A 21,885-nucleotide genomic window follows, 5' to 3' on the forward strand; every position below is an offset into this window, starting at 1 on the left:
TGGCCAGCGTGATCTATACCCACAACAGCACCATCCACCACACCCGGGCTACGGCCACGGAGGGCATCATGAGCGTGATCGAAAAACTACAAGAACGCATCCGACAAAAGGGCCTCGGCCGCACGTTCGGCACGTTGTGGAAACGCTACGTGTTCTTCCATTGGGAACTGTTGTGGATGGAGCGTGATCTGGTCAGCCCAGTACCGCCACACAAGCTGCGGCCTTACGACGGACTGCGCAGAGTCGACATAACGCCGGAAAACGCCATCGCCTTCGCCAAACATTTTGGGGACCGCGTGGGCACCATGGCGGAGCTCGCCGCCGAGGGTCACACCGGGCACATGTACCTCGATGCTGACGGCCACGCAGTCGCTTTTATTTGGGGCAGCATTCGCGACTATCACGACCGTCACTATTACGGCTGCACCTTCCCGGTGAAGCCGGGTGAATTCTTCGAGTTTGGCGGTGAAATGACCCGCGCCTATTTCGGCAGCAGCCTGTCGGTGGACGTGCAAGTGGCGCTGTGGCAAGCCATGGCGGCGCAGGGTTGCGACAAGGTGGTGGACGTGTGCGAGACGCACAATATTCCGGCGCTGAAGCTGCATATCCGCATGGGATACCACGAGCAGGGGCGGGTCACGCACGTTTACGGCCTGTTCGGCCGCTGGAGGTTTTTCCGTGAAACGCGGTATGAGGGATCACGGCTGGAACCGCTGCGCAAACCGGGACGGCCGGTGGTGAGCTCGGCGGCGCAGGCTTGATTCAATCTGAGGATTTGTGGCGTCTTTAGGCCGCCATCGCTGGCAAGCCAGCTCCCACAGGGTTTTGAGTTGTACCGGTTATTTATGTACGACACAAAATCCTGTGGGAGCTGGCTTGCCAGCGATGAGGCCAGTGGCAACGACGATGAATTTCAAATCCTGGTGGCGACCAAGGTAAAACACATCGGCATCTGCGCCTCTTGATTCAAATACCGGTCATACACCTCTTCCCGGTTCGAATGCGCGTACTCCCTGAAGTGCGCAATATTCAGCCCTGCCGCAATGGCAGCGCTGAAGATGGCGCCAAGGTTATGCACAAACCAATACGACTTCGCCGCCGGCTGCTCAACCTTGCCGACATAGACAATCGGCTCTTCCTGCACAAACGGTTCGGCGCGAAAGTACGAGCTGGCGAGGCGGTACGGATCCTCAGCGTCGGGATCAACCATTTCCAGGAACGGATGGGTTTCATAGATCACCAGTTTGCCACCCGGCTTCAGCGTTGAAGCGACATGGCGGAAAAACTCGCCGATGTCCGGCATCCAGTTGAGGACGCCGATGGTGATCAGCGCCACGTCGAAACGATTGTGCAGGGACGCTGGCAGATGATGGATATCGCTTTCGATGAACTCGGCATTGTGCGGTGAACGCTTGTTCAGCTCACGCGCCTGTTCGAGAAACGCAGCCGATTGATCGACACCGACCACGCTTCTGGCACCAAGCGCAAACAGGGAGAGACTCTCGCGGCCATTGTTGCAGCCCAGTTGAATCACATCCTTGGCGTCGACCTCCAGTAACCCGCTCAGGGTCTCATCGAGGCAGGAGAAATCCGCCTGCGCGACGTCGCTCAGCAACGCCTGCCAGTCAGGCGAATCCTGATGGTGACGGGCGGAATCGTTCCACGCCTGTCGATTGCTCTCGATGGCGGTTTTATTATTGGGCACTTCCATGGCGCACTCCGGACGAGGCTCGTGATTGAGCGGATCCGAGTCTAGATCAGCTCTTCAATTCCGGTTGTTGCAAACTTGTAAGCCAATTCCTGTAGGCGCTGCCGAACGCGGCCCGAGCCTGCGGCAGCTCCTACATTTGTTTCGTGTGAGGCAGCTATAGTTAATAGCCTTGGGGAAAACCGCACTCGCAGGTGCCGCCATGCTAATGCTCGAACGGCTGTTGTTGACCGGCTGTCTGCTCGCTGCCACTCAGGCGCAAGCGCTGGACAGCAATTTCAATTATTACGGGCCGAACCAGCCCTTCGCCCACCCTGCCCCGTATTCACTGCAGGCCACGCCGCCAAGGCCTTACGAGGATACGGCGCCGCAGGATTTTGTGGTGATTCCGGGTGACCATGAATTCTACGATTCGCAATTGCCGACCGTGGCGGATGCGACGGTGCGGGTGTTTATCCGCACGTACGATGCCGAGCGCGGGATTTATGTGAATGACGAGGTGCTGGATCCGGGTTGTTTGCTGGAGTGTTTGAGCCGACAGCAGCATTGATCCGGGTTGCCCAAACATTCTGCACACGCCAGATAACCCTGTGGGAGCGAGCTTGCTCGCGAAAGCGGTGGATCAGTCACTTTTATGCTGACTGACACACTGCATTCGCGAGCAAGCTCGCTCCCACAAGGTTTTGTGCTGGCTCGGACATCTGCATTTTTACCACTGCCGTTTATCCGGCCGGGCGAGGCCGAGTTTTTCGATGCGGTAGCGCAGCATGTCGCGGCTCAGGCCCAGCAGGCGCGCGGATTTGGTGACATTCCAGTCGGTCTTGTCGAGCATCTTGCGCACCATGTCGCGCTCGACTTCCGGCAAGTTCATCGACTCGGTATTGCTCGCCGGACGGGATTCGTAGTGCGTCGGCACTTCGTGCAGGTGCAGCGGCGGTTCGTCGACCAGGCTCATGCACACGTTCAACTGATGCGCGGCGATGGTGTCGCTCGGCGCCAGCAGCACAGTTTGCTCAAGCATGTTGCGCAACTCACGCACGTTGCCCGGCCAGGTGTAACTGAGCAGCAGTTCTTCGGCCTGATCGCTGAAATGCAGGTTCGGCTTGCCGTAGCGTTTGCCGTGGCTGGCGAGGAAGTGCCGGGCCAGCATCAAAATGTCTTCACCTCGGGCATACAGGCGCGGCACCTTGATCGAAATGATCCGCAAGCGGAAAAACAGATCACGACGGAATTTGCCCTGCTGGACCATTTGCTCAAGGTTGCAGTTGGTGGCGCTGATCACCCGCAGATTGACCTTGCGCTCCTTCACCGAACCAACCCGGCGAATCGTCCGGTCCTCCAGCAACTTCAACAGCTTGGCCTGCAACAGCAGATCCATTTCCCCGACTTCATCGAGAAACAGCGTGCCGCCGTCCGCCGCTTCCACCAGCCCGACACGCCGATCCTTGGCGTCGGTGAACGCGCCTTTCTCGTGACCGAACAGTTCCGACTCGACCAGATTCGACGGGATCGACGCACAGTTGAACTCAATGAACGGGCCTTTGCTGCGCGGGCCGTCGAAGTGCAGCGCGCGGGCCACCAATTCTTTGCCGGTACCGGTCTCGCCTTCGACTAAAACCGGCGGCAGATCGGTGTTGGCCATGCGCCGCTCGGCATCGAGCAACTGGCCGATGGTGTTTTTCAGAAACTGCATCGGCGCCGAGTCGCCGATCAGTGCCTGCACCCCGGATTTCTGCGCCTCGCGGTCCTGATAGAACGACAGCGTGCGCTCCATCCGCTCGGTGGCCAGGGCCTTGTCGAGCAGCAGTTTGAGTTCCGGCAACGCCACTGGTTTGGTGACGTAATGAAAGGCGCCCTCCTTCATCGCCACCACGGCATCTTCGACGTTGCCGTAGCCGGTCATCATGATCACTTTGAGATCCGGCGCGCTGATGCGCAGCTTCTGGATCAGGTCGTGACCACTCATGCCCGGCAGCGAGTTGTCGGTCAGCACAATGTCGGGCATGAAGGTTTCCAGTTGCCCCAGCGCGTCTTCGGCCGAATGGCAGACCGTCACCTCGAAGTCCTTGCGCTCCAGGTAGGTCTGAATATTCTCGGCCAGCAGTTCGTCATCCTCGACCAGCAGAATGCTGTGTTCCATATTCCCCTCCCGATGCCACTTTGAAGTTGAGACTGACGCGGGTTCCCTCCTGCTCGCGGCTGGTCAGCACGACCGAACCTTCGAAACGCTCCATGATGCGTTTGACCAACGCCAGGCCAACCCCGAGGCCGCCCTGTTTGGTGGTGAAAAACGGTTTGAACACCAACAACTGCTGCTGCGCGCTCATGCCCTTGCCGGTGTCGCTCACGGTCAGGCGCACGCTGTCAGGCTGCGGCGATTCGAATTCGACGCTGAGCACACCGCCCTTGGGCATGGCTTCGAGGGCGTTGGCAAACAGGCTATTGAGGATTTGCGTGAGCAACACCTTCTGGCTGACCACCAGCGCGCAATTCTGCGGTGTGAAGCGCACTTCGACGTTGCAGCGTTTGATCAATGCTTCGAAGGCGCCAACGGTGTCTTCGACCGCCATCACCAGGTCCACCGCTTCACCGTCGTCATTCATCGGCCGCAGCGACACCAGCAATTCGCGGACCCAGCGCGACATGCGATCGACCTGGCTGATGATGTCGCCGATATTGCGTTGCGCGCCGGGGCTGGCGATTTCCTGAGCCAGTTCGGCGCTGGAACGAATGGTCGCCAGCGGATTGCGCAGGCTGTGCGCCACCGCCGAGGACATTTCGCCGAGAGCGACAAAGGTTTCATTACTGATCAACTGTTGCTGTTGGCTCTGCAGCAGTTTCGCCGCGCGGCGGACGATCCAGAACAACGCCAGAAAGATCACCGCACCGCCGAAACACGTGGCGGCCCAGATCGAGGCAAATCCACGGTCGATGCGGTCGACCAGATCCGCCGGCTCCTTGTAGACCTCGACCATGGCAACGACTTTGCTTTTGTCGGCGTTGAACATCGGGATGTAGTTCTCGATGAACAGGTATTTCGGTTCGCGCAACATTTGCTGCTCGGGTTTCTCATCGTCGATCTTGTGGTAGCTGGAAGACACCGGCACTTTCATCTCGAATGATTCGTCGAGCTCATCGTCATCCTTGATGTGCACACCGATAAGCTCAGCGTTGGTCGACCAGATCACCGTGCGATCCAGCGCATAAACGGTTGCGAGCAAAATGTCCGGCAAGTGTTCGACGTGATCGAGAAACTCGGTGCGTGCCGAAGCCTGTAACGCCGGATCAACATCGGGATAGTGGTTGTCCTGGCGCGGGTCGAGCATTTCGCCCATCGTCCGGTTCGGAGTGATTTTCGCGTGACGCATTTCCGCCGCGCCAATGGCCTCAACGAATTGCGCGGTCAGCAGCGCATCGCGCTCGACACTTTCGGTGACCACGAAGCGTGTGGAGATATAACCCAGCCCCAACGCCACCGCGGCGATGATGAAAAAACTCGCGAGCGAGAACCAGCGCAGCAGATTGAACTGCTCGCGCCAGCCCTTGCATGCGACCGATGGGTTCGGTGCAGAGGTTTTTTGTGCTTCCAGTCGCTGCATGGGAGTGGCCCTGGAGTTTTATATCGCGCTGCTTACAGCCATCAGTGTAGGTGGCTCTGACCGCGACACACGGTTCAATGATGCTATTTCGCCGCTACCGCATCTGACTCACCGTCGCGGCTGGATCGCCCGGTTTTACTGGCGTCAAAGCACCGTCGGTCATGGCCGCAGTGGACGGTTGCTGACGCTCTGTTTCAGCGCTGAGAAAGTCGATGATCGACTGCGCGGATTGCTCATCGAGGCGCAGATTGGGCATCGGGATTCGCTCGAATTGTTCGTAGAGTTGCAGGGCAATCGGGTCTTTTTCCGCGAGCAAGCGATCCGGTTCGCGAATCCAGCGATTCAGCCACTTCGGATCACGGTGGCGGGTTACGCCGATCAGATCGGGGCCGATGCTGCGCATGCCAATGCCCTGGCCATCCTGCGGGCCGAGGCTGTGACACGAGGCGCAACGGGTGCGGAACAGTTCTTCGCCATTGCTCGGCGGGCGAATGTCCGGAGCGTTGGCGTAGCTTTCCTCGATGCTCGGCTGTTTCCAGTTCTGCAGGGTGTTGGCCAGTTGATCGGCGAGGATCCACGGGTTTTCGAACGGCGAGGCCTTCATCCAGCGCCCGGTGGTCTGGTTGCCGACGATCAGGCTGAGGTTGTGGTCCTTGCTGCGGCCATTGTCGACGCCTTCGATAAACAGCCCGAGCTTCTTGCGCAGGTCGGTGACCTCTTCGAATTCGCCCGTCAAAAACCTCCAGCCGGGGCCGACCTTGAAGCGCTGCGCATAGGCCTTGAGCACTTCGGGCGTGTCGCTGATCGGGTCGATGCTGATCGAGTAAAAGAAAATGTCTTGCCCGACCCGATCCCCCAGCAGTTTCTGCACCTGGCGCAAGCGCGCGGTTTCCAGTGGGCAGGAATCGCTGCACGAAGTGAAGATGAAGTTGATCACCACCACTTTGTCTTTGATCAGGTCATCGAAGAAATGCACCTGCTGACCGTCCTGATCGGTCAGCAAGGTGTTGGGGAAATAGTCGCCACCCCACGGGGTGGCGGATTCACTGGCCGCTGACGGCTCGCTGACACTGGCCTGATGTGCCAGCAGCACGCGGCTGCCGAGCACACAGGCGACCAGCATCAGCACCAGGTGCATGCCCAGCGCCCGTGAGCGCGGGGTATGCACAGGTTGGCTATCAACGTGGCGGCGGTTCATGGCTTGACCACCACTTGTGGGCCCATACCGTCGCCGCTGCGGAAAGTTGGCAGCGCGGCGGAGTTGACGTAGCGCACACCGTCCCAGCTTGGCAGTGGGGTTGGCATCAACTGCAGTTGCCCGGGTTTCTCCAGGTCCCAACGCAGCAGCATCGAGTTGTCCTCATGCTGAGTGTTGTGACAGTGCTCCATGTAGGTCCCGGCAAACTCGCGGAAGTTGATCGCCATCTCGACGCTGTCCAGGCCATCGGCTTCGGAACCGATCCGATAGACGTCTTTGCGTGCCCATTTTTCCCACTCTGGCGGTGCCTTGCCGCCGCGACTGAGGATGATCCCCTCTTCGAAGTGCACGTGTACCGGATGGCTCCAGCCCTTGCCGCCGGCCTTGATGTTCCACACTTCGAGGGTGCCGAACCCGGTGACACCGGCATCGGTCGGGCCGCTGGACAGCTGAGTCGAAGCATTCAAGCGACGCGGGTCCATGTGGAAGCCGAAGCCGCCATCAGTCTTGACCGTCCACGGCGCCTCATCGGTGCCGTCGGAGCGGCCGAAGGTGAAAGTGCGGTGGCGGGCCTTGGCCAGCACGACTTTATCGGCGGCGTTGTCGCGATGGAGTTTCAGCGGGATCATCACCAGCCCTTCAGCCTTGCCCGGTTTGGCCGGCTCGTACGCCGCTGGGTTCATCGCCAGATCCTGACCGGTGTAGGCCTTGACGTTGAGCTGCAAGACCTTGCCCACCGCCGGATCTCCCCGGTCCCACTGCGGGCCATTGCTGGTCTGCTTGATCACTGGCAGGTATTTCTCCGAAAGTACGTCAGCCAGCGGAATCATTTCTTTCGGGCCTTTGCCGTCGTCCTGCGCCTGCAGGTTGAGGAAGAACAGCTTGTCACCGGGCTTGATACCGTTTTTCGAGAAATTGACGATGATGTCGAAGCGCTCGGCGATGCCCTGCGTCGGCAGGATCGCGTTGTGGTTCTGTTTATCGCCATCGGCGTCGAGGTCCATCGAACCGTCGAACGGCACGCTGTGTTCCATGATGTTGCCGTCGTTGGCGATCATGTGGAACGGCACGCGGCTGTACGTCACACCCGAGTTTTTCGGCCCCTGAAACTCGCCGCCACTGCCTTTGATTTCCCGCACCAAGGCCAGTTTGAAGTAGCGCGACACCGAGCCGTTGAGAATGCGGAAGCGATAACTGCGCGCACGCACGTCAAGGGTCGGTTTCCACTGCCAGTTGACCAGCACCTGATCGCCGATGAAGCCATCGGTGTTGAAGGGGTTGAACCACAATTGGCCTTGTTGATCCCAGGCCTTGTCGGCGAGCACCAGATTGACGTCATAGTCGCGGTTGCCCCACGGCAAAGCGCTGCCGCTGGGCAGACGCAGGTTGACGCCGTCGTTCACCGACTCGTTACCGCGATCCAACGCGCTGTAGTAGTTCATCATCGCCGCGTTGCCCTTGTAGACATTCTGCGCGGTGAAATCGAGCATGTGGTCGTGGAACCAGTGGGTGCTCATGGTTTCGCGCCAGTCGCCACGGATCTTGATGGTGCCGTTGTCACAGGTTTTCTTCGCCGGTGCGAGATCGTTGACCCACAGGGTTTCGCCGGGGGCGCAGGGGAACGCTGCGCGCGGGTCTTCAGCCTTGGTGTTGATGCTGTCGTAACCGGCGAGCTGGATCGGCCAGCGATAGTCGTAAAACTGCCCCGGGAAGAAGAACGCGTTGGCATAGCCGTCGCTTTCCGCTGGCGCGTGGCCGTTGTGCTCGTGGGTGCTGATGGTGTGCAGGCCAAAACCACGGTTGGCCGACGGATCGATCGGCAAGCCGTTGTAGTGGCGCATCATCACCGGTTGGCCGTAGCGCACCATCAACAGCTTCGGCGGCAACGTGCCGTCGAAGGTCCACACCGAGTTGTGGTTTTGCGCCGGCATCGCCGGGTGGAAACGCGGGTCGACGCCCTTCGAGGTGCCGTCGGTCAGCGGTACACCGGCGACGTTGTGGTACAGACCGCCGGGGCCGAATTCGCCCACCGCGTAATGGTGCATTTGCACGCTGTCACGCAGGCCACCGTTGAGGCGCGCGCCGGTCTGTACGGTTTTGTAAGCGACTTGCGGGTAGAACTCGTTCCAGCGCTGGTGCGCCCAGCCTTTTCCGGGTGGCCGACCTTCGGCGGACGAGCCGATGTGGCGGTTGAGGAACACTTCGATCTGCGCCTGCCACGGGTTACGGTCGACGACATTGGCGAACTGGCTGGGGAATGGCGTCAGCCCCGGTTGACGCAGGAACGCGTCGAGGGCGCTGCCGGGTGGCGCGCTGCGGGCGACGTTGTTCGGGTCCTGAGCCGGTGCCGGGCCGATCGCGGCCGGCGGAAATGGCAACGGCGCGGCCGGGGTGGTCGGGTCGAGCTTTTCCGGGCCAAACTCTTCGAACAGGGTCAACTGCTGGGTGAACGGTTGCGCGCCATAGAGCGGGCTCGGCTTGCCGTTGGTGGGGTAGTTGAAACTGGTCTGCACGGTGGGCGGCAGCACGTTTTCCGTGCGGGTCGAGTTCCGCGTGCCTTTGACCCCGTCGGGCAAATCGAAGGAATCTTCGTTGGCCTCGGGCATGGTCAGGATGGCGTTGAGCGCCGCCGGTTCGTCTGCTGGCTCGTCGTAGTACGCCGACGGGTCGGAGGTTTCTGGCTGTCGTTCGTCATCAATGGGGCTGGCGCGAACGCCGACCATGGTGCCGAGGGTCAACATCAGAAAGACGCTCAGCGGCGTCAGCAGAAAGGTGTTGCTTGGGTCACGCGTTGCTCTGTCCATCACCAGCCGCCTCATCAAGGAAGGGGTGATGGTGTTTTGCAACTAGTGCGCCAAGAAATTATTTCCAGTTGTAACAGGGGCTTGGAAGGCCTGTGGGTTTCCCCACTCCCCGGTGACCGGGGCTTGACACCCATTGGTGGGGGAAGTTCATAAATTTTTACGGCGATGCACAACTGATTCAGGAGCTGCCGCAGCGCCTACAGGGAGAATCGGTGTTTCAGGGGACCAGTTGAAAGGCCAGGCGAACGGTGGTGCCCGCGCCTTCGCGGCTGTCGAGGGTCACGCCGCCGCCGAAGCGTTCCATGATGCGTTTGACCAGCACCAGGCCGACGCCCAAGCCACCTGATTTGGTGGTGAAAAACGGCCGGAACGCCATGGTCCGTTGTTCTTCGTTCATGCCTTTGCCGGTGTCGCTGAGCACCACACACACGCCGCGGTCGTCGCTCGGTTCCAGGCTGACGGTCAGCGTGCCGCCCTTGTCCATCGCCTCCAGTGCATTGGCCAGCAGGCTGTTGAGGATCTGCGTCAGTTGCACCGGTTGGCTGAGCACCATCGGCGTCTGCTGCGGATGAAACACCACTGTCACCCCGGCCCTGGCGATCTGCTGTTCGAAGGCGACGAGGCTTTCGTGCAGCGCGGCCACAAGGTTAACCGGCTCCGGGTCATCGTTGAGCGGACGCAACGACTGCAGCAGTTCGCGCACCCATTTCGACATGCGGTCGACCTGGCCGATGATGTCCTTGATGTTCTTCTCGGCCGGGCCGGCATCGAACTCCAGCGCCAGTTCGGCGCTGGAACGGATGGTCGCCAGCGGGTTGCGCAGGCTATGCGCGACAGCTGAGGACATCTCGCCCAGCGCAACAAAGGTTTCATTGGCGATCAGTTGTTTTTGCTGGGCGGCGAGCAGGATCGCTGCACGCCGGACGATCCAGTACAGGCCCAGATAAATCAGCCCGCCGCCGAGCGCAGTCGCCAGCCAGATCAGGGTCAAACCGCGCTCCATGCGCGCGATCAGGTCTTTGGGTTCCTTGTAGATCTCGACCATCGCCGTGACATTCTTGCCCTCGGCGTCGAACAGCGGAATGTAATTTTCGATAAAGATGTAATCCGGCGGGACGACGAATTTCTGCTCTTCCCGGGCCTTGTCGACGTCGTGGTAGCTGGCGGATACCGGAATCTTTTCGTTGAAGGAACGATCGAGGTCTTCGTCGGCATGAATGCTGGTGCCGATAAGCGCGGGATTGGTCGACCAGATCACTTGGCGGTCCGGCGCGTAAATGTTGGCGAGAATCACGTCCGGCAAGTGTTCGATATGATCGAGAAATTCGCCCCGTGCCCCTGCCCGAGCCTGTGGGTCGACATCGGGAAAATCCTTGTCCTGACGCGGGTCGAGCAGTTCGCCCATGGTGCGGATGTTGGGAATCGACACGTGGCGCACTTCGGCAGACGCGATGGCCTGAATGAACTGTGCGGTGAGCAAGGCATCGCGCTGCACGCTTTCATCGATCACGAAACGCGTCGAAACCGCGCCAAGCGCGATGGCCACGGTGCCGATCACCGCCATGCTGATCAGCGAAAACCAGCGCAGCAGGTTGAACGGCTGCTTGTGCGAGCCCAACCGTAGATGGCCCTCCTCAACCGGAAGCGATTTCGACTGCATGTTCATGGCGGCGACTTCTCGATACGTCCTATAGGGTTATAGCCCACGGGTGGGGGTTTGCCCGGATGCGGGGATATCGCCCCGATACACGCCTCCCCAACCACTACAAATCCCTGTGGGAGCGAGCTTGCTCGCGAAGGCGGCAGGTCAGTCGACATTTTCGTCACAGGAAGTCCGTATTCGCGAGCAAGCTCGCTCCCACAGTGGCCTGTTTCACTCACCTGTTTTGTGTTTACCGAAGAAACTTGTGGGAGCGAGCTTGCTCGCGAAGGCGGCAGGTCAATCGACATTTTCGTCACAGGAAGTCCGCTTTCGCGAGCAAGCTCGCTCCCACAGTGGCCTGTTTCACTCACCTGTTTTGTTTTCACCGAAGAAACTTGTGGGAGCGAGCTTGCTCGCGAAGGCGGCAGGTCAGTCGACATTTTCGTCACAGGAAGTCCGCATTCGCGAGCAAGCTCGCTCCCACAGTGGCCTGTTTCACTCACCTGTTTTGTTTTCACCGAAGAAACTTGCTCGCGAAGGCGGCAGGTCAATCGACATTTTCGTCACAGGAAGTCCGCATTCGCGAGCAAGCTCGCTCCCACAGTGGCCTGTTTCACTCACCTGTTTTGTTTTCACCGAAGAAACTTGTGGGAGCGAGCTTGCTCGCGAAGGCGGCAGGTCAGTGACATTTTCGTCACAGGAAGTCCGCATTCGCGAGCAGGTTCGCTCCCACAGGTTCTTCATCTGACAGACGTTCAATGTCATCCCCACCGTCCCCGATTCTGGGGAATGACGCCCTTTCCCCAGCTATCCCATCCAGCGCTTTCCAACCGCAAAAGCCCTCTACCCCGGCACTCTCCCGCCCATCCACCACACCTTGGCATGGAAGGTGTACAGGCCCTGTGCAACTGACCCATCCCCAAGGGGCAGGTACTTTGATAGAGGGATTAACTCATGCACCCTTTACTGTCCAAAACCGCGACTGTCCTGGTCGTGAGCGCGTTGGCCCAGGGCATTGCCCAGGCCGCTTTGTTCGCTGTTGATCCGGGGCCTTACGCACCGGCCAATGGCGGTTTCGCCAGTTGGTATCAGGACACCCACGGCCGCACCCTGGACCTGTGCCTGTCCAAAGCGCTCAGTTCGCGAGTGCCCAGCACACCGGGCGCGCCTTCGTATATGTGCTCGCTGTTGCCGACCCCTGGTGTGTTCGATGACGCCCAGCCGATCGTCTTCCCGACCAACTTTCCCGACGAAGCGTTCTGGTTCACCGGCGAAACCAGCCTCGTCGATGCTGCACGCGGCATTGATCTGGGCTACGTCAGCGCCATCGAAGCCGCATTCGCCGCTGAAGAACCGGTGGAAGGCGATCAGGTCAGCTTCGCGCGGATCCGTATTCGCGTCGATGTGCCCACCGCCGGCACCTATGTCATCACCCACCCGTATGGCGTCGAGGTGTTCAACATCGATACCCCCGGGCGCCGCGCAATCAACATGACCCGCGACATCGGCATCGGCACGCCGAAAACCTATGACGGCGCGCTCAAGGGGGACATTGGCCCGTTCCTGCGCAGCGTCAACGGCCCGTACACCGAGACCAACCCGGTGACTGGCGCCGCCGAGCAATTTGTCGGCGACCCTAACCTCTCCGAAGCGGTGACCGGCAGCCCGTTCAACACCAACTACGTGCGGATCGAAGGCCCTAACGGTCTGGATCTGCGTTCGACCACTTTCGCCGTTTCCGGCAAGTTGTCGACTGTGGTGCGGCCAACGCCAATGATCACTGAGCGCAGCACCTACTCGCGCAAAGCCGGCGACAGCGCACCGGTGGCCCAGCAGGACTTGTTTGTGAAGGCCCCGCCCGCGCCGGGCACTGTGGCCGTCACCAGCAGCACGCCGGTGCTGAACATGACCGAAGCCAACGCCACCGGTGCCTGGTACGCGCAATCGTCAGCCAACCCGACCTTACCGACCACCCTGCAAGTGACTGCCGACAACCACCTGGCTATCGCCAGCAGCACGCCGACCACCCTGCCCATGACCCTGACCGACCTGGTGGTGATCCAGAGCGCGCAATACAGCCTGAGCTCCGGACAACTCACCGTGGTGGCCTCGACCAGTGACGAAACCTCGCCCCCCGTACTCACCGCCACCTCCGGCAGCGGCGCCGCCATCGGTGCCCTGAGCGGCGACGGCGCGGTGAAAACCCTGGCCACCGGGATCTCGCCGATACCGCCAGCCAAAGTGCGCGTGACGTCGTCCAACGGCGGCAGCGACACCGAAGAAGTGGTCATCGTGCAATGAACGCTCACATGCCCAGATCCGTATCAGGAGGCATCATGAACAAGTGGCCACGCTTTGCGCTCAACGCGCTCGGGCTCGCTCTCTCGCTGACCGGCAGTGCCTATGCGCAACTCGCCGCCGTCGACCCCGGCCCCTACACCTTCGCCACCGGGAAATTCCCGATGTGGTATCAGGACGAAAATCAGCTGTCGATGGAACTGTGCCAGTCGCGTGCTGCCAGTTCACGCGTTGCAGCGACCACTCCGCCGGCCTACATGTGCATTCTCTTGGCCGAGCCGGGTGTCTACGACGACGCCCAGCCGATGATCTTCCCGGACAACTGGCCGCCGGAAGCCTTCTGGTTCCTGGCCGAAACCACGATCCCCGACAACGCTGCCGGTTATGGTGTGGACGCTTATGTCGCCGGGATCGAAGCGGCATTCGCCTCGGAAAATCCGGCGGACGGTGATCAGCAAAGCTTTGCGCGGATTCGCATCCGGGTGAACGTGCCCCTTGCCGGCACCTATACCATCACTCACCCCTACGGCGTGGAAACGGTCAACGTCACCGCGCCCGGTCGGCGCGCGATCAACATCACCCGTGACATCGGCATCGGCGCACCGGGCAATTTCACCGGTGCCGTCGGTGGAGCAATCGGGCCGTTCCTGCGCAGCGTCAACGGCCCCTACACCGAAGTGAACCCGGACACCGGCGCCACGGAAACTTTCGTCGGCGACCCGAACCTCACCGAAGCAGTAACCGGCAGCCCGTTCAACACCAACTTCCTGCGCATCACCGGGCCAGCCGGGACGATCCAGTCGAACGTGTTCAGCCTGTCCGGCAAAGTGCTCGACAACCGCCAGCAGACGCAGGTGGAAATCGACCGCGCCACCTATCGCCGCACCTCGGCCGGCGTGCGTGCCGAGGTGTTCGCCAAGGCTGACAGCAGCTCGACCCTGTGCTTCCGCGAAACCGTGGCGCTACTCCCCGGCCCACCGCCAACGCCGTGCCAGACCAGTCTGTTGGGTGACAACAACGGCCTGTTCTTCGGTCATCGCCTGGGTACCGGTGCAGTCCCTCCGGTAGTCGTCGTGACCGCCACCAACCCCGCCGGCACCACCCGGCCGACAGCCGTATCGGCCAAGCTCACCGATGTGGTGAAAGTGCAGACCGCTCGTTACAACTGGGCCAACAAAACCTTGCTGATCGAAGCGACATCGACCGATGAAGTGGCGATCCCCGACATGGTCGCCCAAGGTTATGGACGCCTGTCGAAGTCCGGCACCCTGCAACGCATCACCGTCGCCGACCTGACTCAGCCACCAGCCACCGTGACGGTGAAATCCGCCGCCGGCGGCAGTGACACTGAGGCGGTCGTCGTGGTTGGCACCGCGCCAGACACTGGTGAAAACCAGGCGCCGATCACTAATGCCGACAGCGGCAGCACAAGCTTCGGCGTGCCGATCACCCTCAGCTTGTTGACCAACGACAGCGATCCTGATGGTGACAATCCGCTGGGTATCACCGCGTTGACTCAACCGGCCGCCGGCCAAGGCACCGTCGCGCTGAACGGCACCACATCGGTGGTCTACACGCCGCCAGCGGTAGTCAACGCGCCACTGACCACCACCTTCACCTACAAAGCGCAGGACGCCAAAGGCCTGGCCTCGGCCAATCCAGCCACCGTAACCATCACCGTCGCACCGAACCAGGCACCGACCGCCGTCGCCGACAGCGTCGCCACACTGGGCGTAGCGATCCCGATCAACGTGCTGGCCAACGACACCGATCCGGAAGGTAACGTGCCACTGGCCGTCAACAGCCTGACCCAACCGGCCGCCGGGCGCGGCACGGTCAGCAGCAACGGCACGGTGATCACCTACACCCCGCCGGCCACCGTCACCACGGCGTTCACCACAACCTTCACCTACATCGCCCGGGACAGCTTCGGCGCCCTGTCGACGCCGGCCACGGTCACGGTGCAAGTGTCGCCACGGCCAGCAGCGGAAACCTTCACCGTCACCGCGTCCACGGTGCAGGCACGCTCCGGCGGTCGCTTCAACTGGGACTTCACCGGCACCTCGTCGGTGACCACCGGCAACACCATCACCGTGCAGGTCACCACCCCGACCGGACTGGTCACTCTCGGCACCACCACCGTACCGGTGACCGGACGCTGGCGGCTGACGCTGAACAACACGCTGGTGGTGCCATCAGCCAACCCGACCGCGACGATCCGCTCGTCCCAGGGCACCGTGCGCACGGTCTCGGTGACCACGCTGTAAGCCAGATCCCCAGCCACTCTCGGGTGGCTGGGGTCGATTTCGAACCGGTTAACGCCTGACAGGATGTGAGCCATGAACACGCCGACCGCCGCCCTGCTTTGCCTGCTTGTGCTGTGCAGCAGTGCGGGCGTGCGTGCCGACGACCTGATGGAAAACGATGACTTGGCCCCGACCAGCAGCGACCTCGGCGAACTGCCCCCACCGGTGGGTCAGCAAGCCCTGATCGACCAGCTCGGCCAGGCCAACGTCGCCCTGCTGCAACAAAACGGTCAGTCGCTGCTCGGGCAGATCGTGCAATCGGGCAGCAATCAGGAAGCGTACATCCTGCAACAGGGCAGCGACCTCATGGCCTTGATCACCCAGAACGGTTCCGGCAACGCCGCATCGATCACCCAAAACGGCAGCCACAACCGCGCGCAGATTTCGCAAAACGGCAACAACAACGACGCCAGCATCGAGCAGGCCGGCGCGGGACTGCAAAGCGCCGTGACCCAGTCGGGCAACGGCATGAGCGTTTCGGTCAAACAATACCGCTAAGCACTGCAAATCATCGGAGAGTTCAATCATGTTCAAACTGACGCCCCTCACCGCCGCCCTCCTGGTCATGATCAGTGCCCAGGCCATGGCCGACGACAGCCTGTCCAACCAAAGCCAGGTCGGTACCGCCAACATTGCGGATGTGAAACAGACCCAGGCACCGTTCAGCACCGCCACCCAGACCCAACTGGGCCAGGGCAACGACGCCGCCGCCGTGCAAGACCACGCCAGCAGCGTGATCACCCAGGACGCCGTCGGCGACTACAACGCCGGCTACGCCGAACAACTTTACGAAGACAACGCCACCATCACCCAACAACAGGTCGGCGCCTTCAACACCGCCCACGCCAGCCAGTCGCTGGGCTTCGGCTCACCGAACAGCGCGCTGCAACAGCAGCAAGGCACTGGCAACTTCTCGTTCGTCTATCAGGACTCGCAAAACGGCAGCGAAGGCAAAACCTTCCAGTACGGCGACAGCAACGAAGCCAACATCGAACAACTCTATGAAGGCAGCGGCAACAGTTCGGTGATCACCCAATACGGCACCGCCAACTACGGCACCGCCGAACAGGTCACCCACAACGGCGGCCAGATCGGCATCAACCAGGCCGGAGAAAGCAACTACGCCTACGGCGACCAACGCAACGGCACCGGCGGCACCATCACCATCAACCAGTTCGGCAACCTCAACGGCACCGAAATCTGGCAAGACGCGCAACTGGCCAGCCAAGCCACCATCAACCAATACGGCGACAGCAACGAAACCGTGGTCGACCAAAGCTTCGGCGAAAACAACACCGCCGCCGTCACCCAGGTTGGCAACACCAACGCGATCTACGCCGACCAGTTCGAATCGGTCAATTCGACGCTGGCGCTGTACCAGGTTGGCAACGGCAACGTGCACTACACCTACCAGAGCGGCGACGGCCACACGCTCAGCGCCACCTCCGTGGGCAACGACAACAAGGTCTACGCCAGCAACTGGAAAGGCCCACAATCGGGTGGGCAGTTCGGCAGCAACCAGCGTGCGACCGTCACCCAGGCGGGCAATGGCAACGTGGCCAGCTTCACTCAGGATGGCGTCGGGCATGTGATGACCACCAGTCAGACCGGGACTGGCAACAAGACCACGGTCAATCAGGCGGAGTCGTATAACGAGCTGTACTTTGATCAGAATGGCAGTGACAACATTTTGATCTCGGATCAACGCGGGACGACCAACCTGATTCAGGGGTCGTCGAACGGCACTGGCAACAGTGCTGAGTTTGATCAATCCGGGACGGGGAACCAGGCGTATACCGCGCAACTGTATGGCAGCGACAACATGATCACTGTTAAGCAGGCGGATACGATGAACGTGGCGTATGTGACCCAGGGCGGCACGGGGAACATTGCCAATGTCGATCAGAGTGGGGTTACGCAGACGGCGAACATTCAGCAGTTTGGGTCGGCTAACCAGGCGACGGTGTTGCAGCAGTAGGGGTTGGGTGTTGATGAGCCGCGATTCTCTGGTGAGGGGGGTCGCGGTTTTTTTGTGTCCGTAGGACCGATCAACGACACGCGTTGTTTAAAGCCCAGACGCGCCACGTCCTACAGAAAAATGAATGATTTATGGAAAAACTGCACGTTTTCCTACCACGTCTGGCGGTTGGCCGTCGGAAGCGCAGGGACTAGGATTTTTCGGGACAACCTGAACCCTACGGAGCTCGACCGACGTGCAACTCATCCAGACAACCACGACAACATTCCCCTTACCGAATAGACTTCCAGGCATAGATCCCGGAGGTGCCATGATCGACCCAAAGATGATTGACCCGCTGTGCCCAGTCGTCTCGGATCTTGATCCTGAAGAACAGGCAGCGAGCTATGACCGCTGGTTCAGGGCGGAAGTACAAGCGTCTCTCGATGATCCGCGCCCGAATCTTTCACATGAACAAGTAATGGCCGAGATACATGCCTTGATCAAGGCAAAAGACAATGGTTTCGAGGCCGATTGAGTGGAGGCCCGAAGCGCGGGCGAAACTGGTAACAGTGCTCGAATACATAGTCGAAAGGAATGTTGTAGCAGCCAAGGAGATCTTGAAGGCAGTTGGAAAAGCCATAGCTTATCTTCCTGATCATCCCTATCTCTATCGATCAGGCCGGATCACCGGCACTCGGGAGATCGTTGTCAATTCCAGCTATCTGATCATCTACCGAGTGACGGATCGGATCGAGATCGTTAACGTTCTGCATGCGCGTCAGGAGTATCCGCGACGCGATTCTTTCTAAGCCATTCATCAACAAAAAAACCGCGCTGCCTTCAGGAGCGCGGTTTTTATTGGGAACAGATAATGTTGTGCAGCTCCTTTTCAAAAGGAAACGGGGAATGATTGTGTGATCTATTCTCGTCAAACCAAATATTAAGGAGCAAAGATGAGAGCGCCTCTACTCACCCTACTCTGTCTATTGCTCCTATTTTCACTGAGCAGCAACGCTAACGCCGGAACTGATACGGATGATTATATCTGCACGATAGAGCGGGTTTCGCAGGCTACAGGCGACTTCGGATCGACTTATGAACTACTCAACAAAGTCTTCGTAGGTCGGCAGTTCACTGTCGATCGGACTTCAGGAGTGACCATCGGCACCCTAAAGAACTCATTGAACTCAAAACCAATGATTATCGATCCCGGAAGCTCAGAAAACTCCTTCAAGGTTGTATCCGCAATTACAGCCTCTCAAAATTTTCCTGGGACACTCGTCACTGCCCTGAATGTAATGGGGTTTGTGGATGGTGAGAAAAAGCCATTCAATTACATGATCAATGACGAGGTTTACTTTGGAACCTGTGTTTCTTTCTAAGACCTGCAGTCATTTTCTGTAAAAGAGTTCCAGCGTGTAGCGAGGGAGGTTAATGGTCCAGTTCTATGTGATCAAAGTGGGAGCGCCGGATCTTCTTCACGAACGCCCCACGAGCCTCATGGTTCATTCGCCGTTCCGCCGTCAATGCCTTCATCTCTGACATTACCTGCTGATTCGGAATGCTGGGGCGCGGATCATCAAGCGACTTCTGGACTTTGGCACGGAGCCGACGATCGTAGCTGGCAGCCTGCTCTTCGCTTTCAAACTCCGGGACGGTTGTGGAAAACAGCGGATCCATGGTGCCTCCGGATTGGATTGAAAACGCCCTAGCTTTGATCGTTCCCACGCTCTGCATGGGAATGCCTCTCGGGACGCTCCGCGTTCCAAATTGCGAATTTGACGCAGAGCGTCAGGGGCTGCATTCCCACGCAGAGCGTGGGAACGATCAATCAGCCATCCTTCAACTCGACGTGATCCAGCGCTTGATTCACCGCCAGTTCGCCCAGCATGACGACTTGTGCGATACCTAGTGCAGTCTTGCGGTGCGAGGTTTCCAGCGAGGCGGCGAAGTTGATGAGCATTTCGCTGGCCGAGCCGAGGGTTTCGCTGGCGTTGGCCAGCAGGGATTCGGTGTTGTACCTGGGGTTGGCGAGGTACATGGGTTCCGGCTCGTTAGCGCTGGACATGATGTGGGCAGTGGGGTTGAGGTAGAAATCCAGGGCGCGGTCGGCGGCTTCGTGGAGTTTTTTGCTGTCGACTGAGGCGTAGGGGGATGTGCTGTCGGCGTCTGATTCTGGGGGGTTGGGTGTTGGTTTTTTCATGATTATTTACCCTGTATGACGGTTATAGCTGGTCTCCCATTCGGTTTCCAAGCGAATAGGTGGCAGCTGTACGCAGGTTGGAAACCCGGGACAGAGGCAACCCGGCAGACACAAGGTCTCCCACGCACAGCCGCCATAACAGAGTGCACACAGTGAAGGTGCGCAAGGATACGTTATGAATGGCGCTTGTGCGCTCTGTAGTTACTCGGGTTTCCACGCCCGGTCACTGAATTGGCAGCGACGAACACAGGCTAGAGACCGGACGTCCGACGGACAACCTGAAAACCTTGTGGGAAGGTTCTGCTGATTCAGACACTTCTTTAAACACACTTCAGATCGCAGCCCTCACCCTAGCCCTCTCCCGGAGGGAGAGGGAACTGACCGAGTGGTTTGGTAGAAGTACGCCGACGTGCAGTACCGAGCCGAACTTGGATTTTGAAGCTTTGAAGCAAGAGCCCCTCACCCTAGCCCTCCCGAAACGTCGGACCGCCCGTAGGGAGAGGGGACTGACCGTGGTGTTTGGGAGATATACGCCGACGTGCAATACCGAGCCGAACTTGGATTTTGAAGCGTTGAAGCAAGAGCCCCTCACCCTAGCCCTCCCGAAACGTCGGACCGCCCGTAGGGAGAGGGGACTGACCGAGTGGTTTGGGAGAGGTACGCCGACGTGCGATACCCCGTTGAACTCAGATTTTGAAAGGCCCAAAAATCGGCTCCCTCTCCCTCGGGAGAGGGCTGGGGTGAGGGGAGAATCCAACACCGAACCAAAGCCGACCACTCGCTCTTCACCACTCAATAGGCCGAGTGTCAGCTCGCCTGCTCTTGATCTTGATCCACGGGCGACGTCGGAAGGCTGAGTGGAGGGATCAATGCCGGAGCGAAGGAACCCCGAGCCCCAGCGAGCGGGCCGCACGTAGGAGCAAGCGTTTTTTTGCTTACTTTTTTGAGGCGTTTCGGTACGTGTCAAAAAAGTGAGTCGCCGTAAGGGCGAAACCCTAAGTGGCCGTTACCGCGGGAATGGATATGTACTCAATCAGAAAGAACCCTACCGCCTGACAGAAAGCCTTCGCGAGCAAGCTCGCTCCCACAATTGGGACTGGGTACATCTGCCAGAGATTGGTCGGCTGTAAGGCCGCCATCGCTGGCAAGCCAGCTCCCACAAGGATTTGAGTACATCCGCAATAGCAACTGTGCCTGAGAGATAGCTATCGCGAGCAGGCTCACTCCTACAGGTTTAAACCGGTCTCGACCGAGAGAGCCTGGTCGGCCGCTCAACAGCAAAAAATTCACTCGGCATCCGGATCAATCTTGTTCTGGCTCAAATACCGATTCAAAACATCATCCTGCCCAGGCACAGAAGCGTCCCCCGCCACCTGCCACAACCGCCGCTCAATCCCCTGCGCCACCATATGCCCCACCGCCGCCTCGATCGCCGACAACACACACAACTGCGCCGGTTCGTTAGTCGTATACCCGACCTCAGCCTCAAGCAACTTCTTGAACTCGATAAACTTGAAAATCCCCGCACTGCGCGCCACCGAATAAATCGTCTTGCTGGTCATCACATTCGCCAACACCTGCCCGCTACGCACATCCACCGCGCGCAAATTCACGGTCACCTGATCCACCCGATATTCACGCTGCAAATCGATCCCCAGATACCGCGCCCCTTCCCCACCGCTACGCACATTGGTGTCATAGGCAATGATCCCGCCCTCGAGCATCATGTTCGCCGCCTGCAACGGTGGCAACTCACCCTGAATATTCACCGGCGTATTCGGCTTCTTCTGCGATGCGCGAATGATCTTGCGCTCGGTCAACAGGTTCTGCAGCCCTTCCCGCTCCAGTACCACAAACCAGCCACTGGCCTGCATCGCGTCCATCAACATCGACGCTGCGCCTTGGGTCACGCTGGTGGAAAACGAACTCGCCGGCGTCGGTTTGTACTGCCCGGTCTGATCACGGAAGCCGTACACCACTGCCATCAGCCGCCCCTTGGGGCGCGGCATCTTCAGCAAGTCGTAATAAGTCGAGGCCCTTGGAGTCAGGGTCGGGGTTTCGGTGTCCTGCTCGGCCGGCATCGGCTCACGCAGACTGCACCCTTGTAATGTCGCCAACATCAGCCCTAGCGCGATGATCTTTTTCATGTCCGTCTCTCCCCGGAACC

General features: G+C 59.7%; 19 protein-coding genes. 10 read left to right on the forward strand and 9 right to left on the reverse strand.

The window, feature by feature from the left end; all coding sequences use genetic code 11:
* Positions 1-68: 68 nt before the first annotated feature.
* A complete protein-coding gene (locus tag K5Y35_RS24895; RefSeq protein ID WP_123467486.1) occupies positions 69-761 on the forward strand; it encodes a GNAT family N-acetyltransferase in 693 nt (230 codons plus the stop codon).
* A 152-nt stretch (positions 762-913) separates the two neighbouring features.
* Here the strand turns inward: K5Y35_RS24895 and K5Y35_RS24900 are convergent, their stop codons facing one another.
* Entirely contained in the window at positions 914-1,711 is a 798-nt protein-coding gene (locus K5Y35_RS24900; protein WP_186747284.1) for a class I SAM-dependent methyltransferase, read from the reverse strand.
* 199 nt (positions 1,712-1,910) lie between these two features.
* On the opposite strand from K5Y35_RS24900, the gene K5Y35_RS24905 reads away from it, so the two are divergent.
* Positions 1,911-2,258, forward strand: a complete 348-nt coding sequence (locus K5Y35_RS24905; RefSeq protein ID WP_123467482.1) for a hypothetical protein — start codon at positions 1,911-1,913, stop codon at positions 2,256-2,258.
* Positions 2,259-2,417: 159 nt separating this feature from the next.
* Here the strand turns inward: K5Y35_RS24905 and K5Y35_RS24910 are convergent, their stop codons facing one another.
* From K5Y35_RS24910 to K5Y35_RS24930, 5 genes are all read right to left on the reverse strand, one after another.
* Positions 2,418-3,848 (reverse strand): sigma-54-dependent transcriptional regulator, encoded by a 1,431-nt coding sequence (locus K5Y35_RS24910; protein WP_123467480.1) that lies wholly within the window; start codon positions 3,846-3,848, stop codon positions 2,418-2,420.
* On the reverse strand, positions 3,817-5,307 hold the full coding sequence (locus tag K5Y35_RS24915) for a sensor histidine kinase (RefSeq protein ID WP_222833230.1): 1,491 nt from the start codon (positions 5,305-5,307) through the stop codon (positions 3,817-3,819). The genes K5Y35_RS24910 and K5Y35_RS24915 overlap by 32 nt, the downstream gene beginning before the upstream one ends.
* A gap of 94 nt (positions 5,308-5,401) precedes the next feature.
* Complete coding sequence (locus tag K5Y35_RS24920) at positions 5,402-6,505, reverse strand: SCO family protein (protein ID WP_222833231.1); 1,104 nt, start codon at positions 6,503-6,505, stop codon at positions 5,402-5,404.
* On the reverse strand, positions 6,502-9,309 hold the full coding sequence (locus K5Y35_RS24925; RefSeq protein WP_222833232.1) for a multicopper oxidase domain-containing protein: 2,808 nt from the start codon (positions 9,307-9,309) through the stop codon (positions 6,502-6,504). Before K5Y35_RS24925 ends, K5Y35_RS24920 begins: the two co-directional genes overlap by 4 nt.
* A 217-nt stretch (positions 9,310-9,526) precedes the next feature.
* Positions 9,527-10,975 carry an ATP-binding protein gene (locus K5Y35_RS24930; RefSeq protein ID WP_222833233.1) on the reverse strand — a complete coding sequence of 483 codons (1,449 nt, stop codon included), beginning with the start codon at positions 10,973-10,975 and terminating at the stop codon, positions 9,527-9,529.
* Between the two features lie 121 nt (positions 10,976-11,096).
* Here K5Y35_RS24930 and K5Y35_RS24935 point away from each other — a divergent pair, with 121 nt between their 5' ends.
* The 8 genes from K5Y35_RS24935 to K5Y35_RS24970 all read left to right on the forward strand — a co-directional run bounded on the left by K5Y35_RS24935 (position 11,097) and on the right by K5Y35_RS24970 (position 18,897).
* A complete protein-coding gene (locus K5Y35_RS24935; protein ID WP_222833234.1) occupies positions 11,097-11,699 on the forward strand; it encodes a hypothetical protein in 603 nt (200 codons plus the stop codon).
* Between the two features lie 206 nt (positions 11,700-11,905).
* A complete protein-coding gene (locus K5Y35_RS24940) occupies positions 11,906-13,252 on the forward strand; it encodes a hypothetical protein (RefSeq protein WP_222833235.1) in 1,347 nt (448 codons plus the stop codon).
* Positions 13,253-13,287: 35 nt separating this feature from the next.
* Positions 13,288-15,516: an Ig-like domain-containing protein gene (locus K5Y35_RS24945; protein WP_222833236.1), complete on the forward strand. Its 2,229-nt coding sequence runs from the start codon at positions 13,288-13,290 to the stop codon at positions 15,514-15,516.
* A gap of 72 nt (positions 15,517-15,588) precedes the next feature.
* Positions 15,589-16,053, forward strand: a complete 465-nt coding sequence (locus K5Y35_RS24950) for a curlin (RefSeq protein WP_222833237.1) — start codon at positions 15,589-15,591, stop codon at positions 16,051-16,053.
* Positions 16,054-16,081: 28 nt separating this feature from the next.
* Positions 16,082-17,533 carry a curlin gene (locus tag K5Y35_RS24955; RefSeq protein ID WP_222833238.1) on the forward strand — a complete coding sequence of 484 codons (1,452 nt, stop codon included), beginning with the start codon at positions 16,082-16,084 and terminating at the stop codon, positions 17,531-17,533.
* A gap of 310 nt (positions 17,534-17,843) precedes the next feature.
* Complete coding sequence (locus K5Y35_RS24960; RefSeq protein ID WP_159815041.1) at positions 17,844-18,050, forward strand: antitoxin; 207 nt, start codon at positions 17,844-17,846, stop codon at positions 18,048-18,050.
* Positions 18,031-18,324 carry a type II toxin-antitoxin system RelE/ParE family toxin gene (locus K5Y35_RS24965; protein ID WP_222833239.1) on the forward strand — a complete coding sequence of 98 codons (294 nt, stop codon included), beginning with the start codon at positions 18,031-18,033 and terminating at the stop codon, positions 18,322-18,324. The genes K5Y35_RS24960 and K5Y35_RS24965 overlap by 20 nt, the downstream gene beginning before the upstream one ends.
* A 144-nt stretch (positions 18,325-18,468) precedes the next feature.
* A complete protein-coding gene (locus tag K5Y35_RS24970) occupies positions 18,469-18,897 on the forward strand; it encodes a hypothetical protein (RefSeq protein ID WP_222833240.1) in 429 nt (142 codons plus the stop codon).
* 49 nt (positions 18,898-18,946) lie between these two features.
* Here the strand turns inward: K5Y35_RS24970 and K5Y35_RS24975 are convergent, their stop codons facing one another.
* The 3 genes from K5Y35_RS24975 to K5Y35_RS24985 all read right to left on the reverse strand — a co-directional run bounded on the left by K5Y35_RS24975 (position 18,947) and on the right by K5Y35_RS24985 (position 21,865).
* A complete protein-coding gene (locus tag K5Y35_RS24975) occupies positions 18,947-19,195 on the reverse strand; it encodes an antitoxin (protein WP_222833241.1) in 249 nt (82 codons plus the stop codon).
* Between the two features lie 151 nt (positions 19,196-19,346).
* Complete coding sequence (locus tag K5Y35_RS24980; protein WP_186747846.1) at positions 19,347-19,718, reverse strand: DUF6124 family protein; 372 nt, start codon at positions 19,716-19,718, stop codon at positions 19,347-19,349.
* Between the two features lie 1,286 nt (positions 19,719-21,004).
* The gene (locus tag K5Y35_RS24985) at positions 21,005-21,865 is read right to left on the reverse strand and encodes a CsgG/HfaB family protein (protein WP_222833242.1); all 861 of its coding nucleotides are present in this window, start codon (positions 21,863-21,865) and stop codon (positions 21,005-21,007) included.
* Positions 21,866-21,885 lie beyond the last annotated feature (20 nt).

It is taken from the genome of Pseudomonas sp. SC3(2021), assembly GCF_019856535.1.
Lineage (GTDB): Bacteria > Pseudomonadota > Gammaproteobacteria > Pseudomonadales > Pseudomonadaceae > Aquipseudomonas > Aquipseudomonas monsensis.

Coding starts and splice junctions, on each gene's coding strand:
- K5Y35_RS24940 (WP_222833235.1), top strand. CDS start 11,906: ATGCACCCTTTACTGTCCAAAACCGCGACTGTCCTGGTCGTGAGCGCG.
- K5Y35_RS24905 (WP_123467482.1), top strand. CDS start 1,911: ATGCTAATGCTCGAACGGCTGTTGTTGACCGGCTGTCTGCTCGCTGCC.
- K5Y35_RS24965 (WP_222833239.1), top strand. CDS start 18,031: ATGGTTTCGAGGCCGATTGAGTGGAGGCCCGAAGCGCGGGCGAAACTG.
- K5Y35_RS24985 (WP_222833242.1), bottom strand. CDS start 21,865: ATGAAAAAGATCATCGCGCTAGGGCTGATGTTGGCGACATTACAAGGG.
- K5Y35_RS24955 (WP_222833238.1), top strand. CDS start 16,082: ATGTTCAAACTGACGCCCCTCACCGCCGCCCTCCTGGTCATGATCAGT.
- K5Y35_RS24915 (WP_222833230.1), bottom strand. CDS start 5,307: ATGCAGCGACTGGAAGCACAAAAAACCTCTGCACCGAACCCATCGGTC.
- K5Y35_RS24900 (WP_186747284.1), bottom strand. CDS start 1,711: ATGGAAGTGCCCAATAATAAAACCGCCATCGAGAGCAATCGACAGGCG.
- K5Y35_RS24960 (WP_159815041.1), top strand. CDS start 17,844: ATGATCGACCCAAAGATGATTGACCCGCTGTGCCCAGTCGTCTCGGAT.
- K5Y35_RS24920 (WP_222833231.1), bottom strand. CDS start 6,505: ATGAACCGCCGCCACGTTGATAGCCAACCTGTGCATACCCCGCGCTCA.
- K5Y35_RS24950 (WP_222833237.1), top strand. CDS start 15,589: ATGAACACGCCGACCGCCGCCCTGCTTTGCCTGCTTGTGCTGTGCAGC.
- K5Y35_RS24925 (WP_222833232.1), bottom strand. CDS start 9,309: ATGGACAGAGCAACGCGTGACCCAAGCAACACCTTTCTGCTGACGCCG.
- K5Y35_RS24980 (WP_186747846.1), bottom strand. CDS start 19,718: ATGAAAAAACCAACACCCAACCCCCCAGAATCAGACGCCGACAGCACA.
- K5Y35_RS24945 (WP_222833236.1), top strand. CDS start 13,288: ATGAACAAGTGGCCACGCTTTGCGCTCAACGCGCTCGGGCTCGCTCTC.
- K5Y35_RS24930 (WP_222833233.1), bottom strand. CDS start 10,975: ATGAACATGCAGTCGAAATCGCTTCCGGTTGAGGAGGGCCATCTACGG.
- K5Y35_RS24970 (WP_222833240.1), top strand. CDS start 18,469: ATGAGAGCGCCTCTACTCACCCTACTCTGTCTATTGCTCCTATTTTCA.
- K5Y35_RS24895 (WP_123467486.1), top strand. CDS start 69: ATGAGCGTGATCGAAAAACTACAAGAACGCATCCGACAAAAGGGCCTC.
- K5Y35_RS24975 (WP_222833241.1), bottom strand. CDS start 19,195: ATGGATCCGCTGTTTTCCACAACCGTCCCGGAGTTTGAAAGCGAAGAG.
- K5Y35_RS24910 (WP_123467480.1), bottom strand. CDS start 3,848: ATGGAACACAGCATTCTGCTGGTCGAGGATGACGAACTGCTGGCCGAG.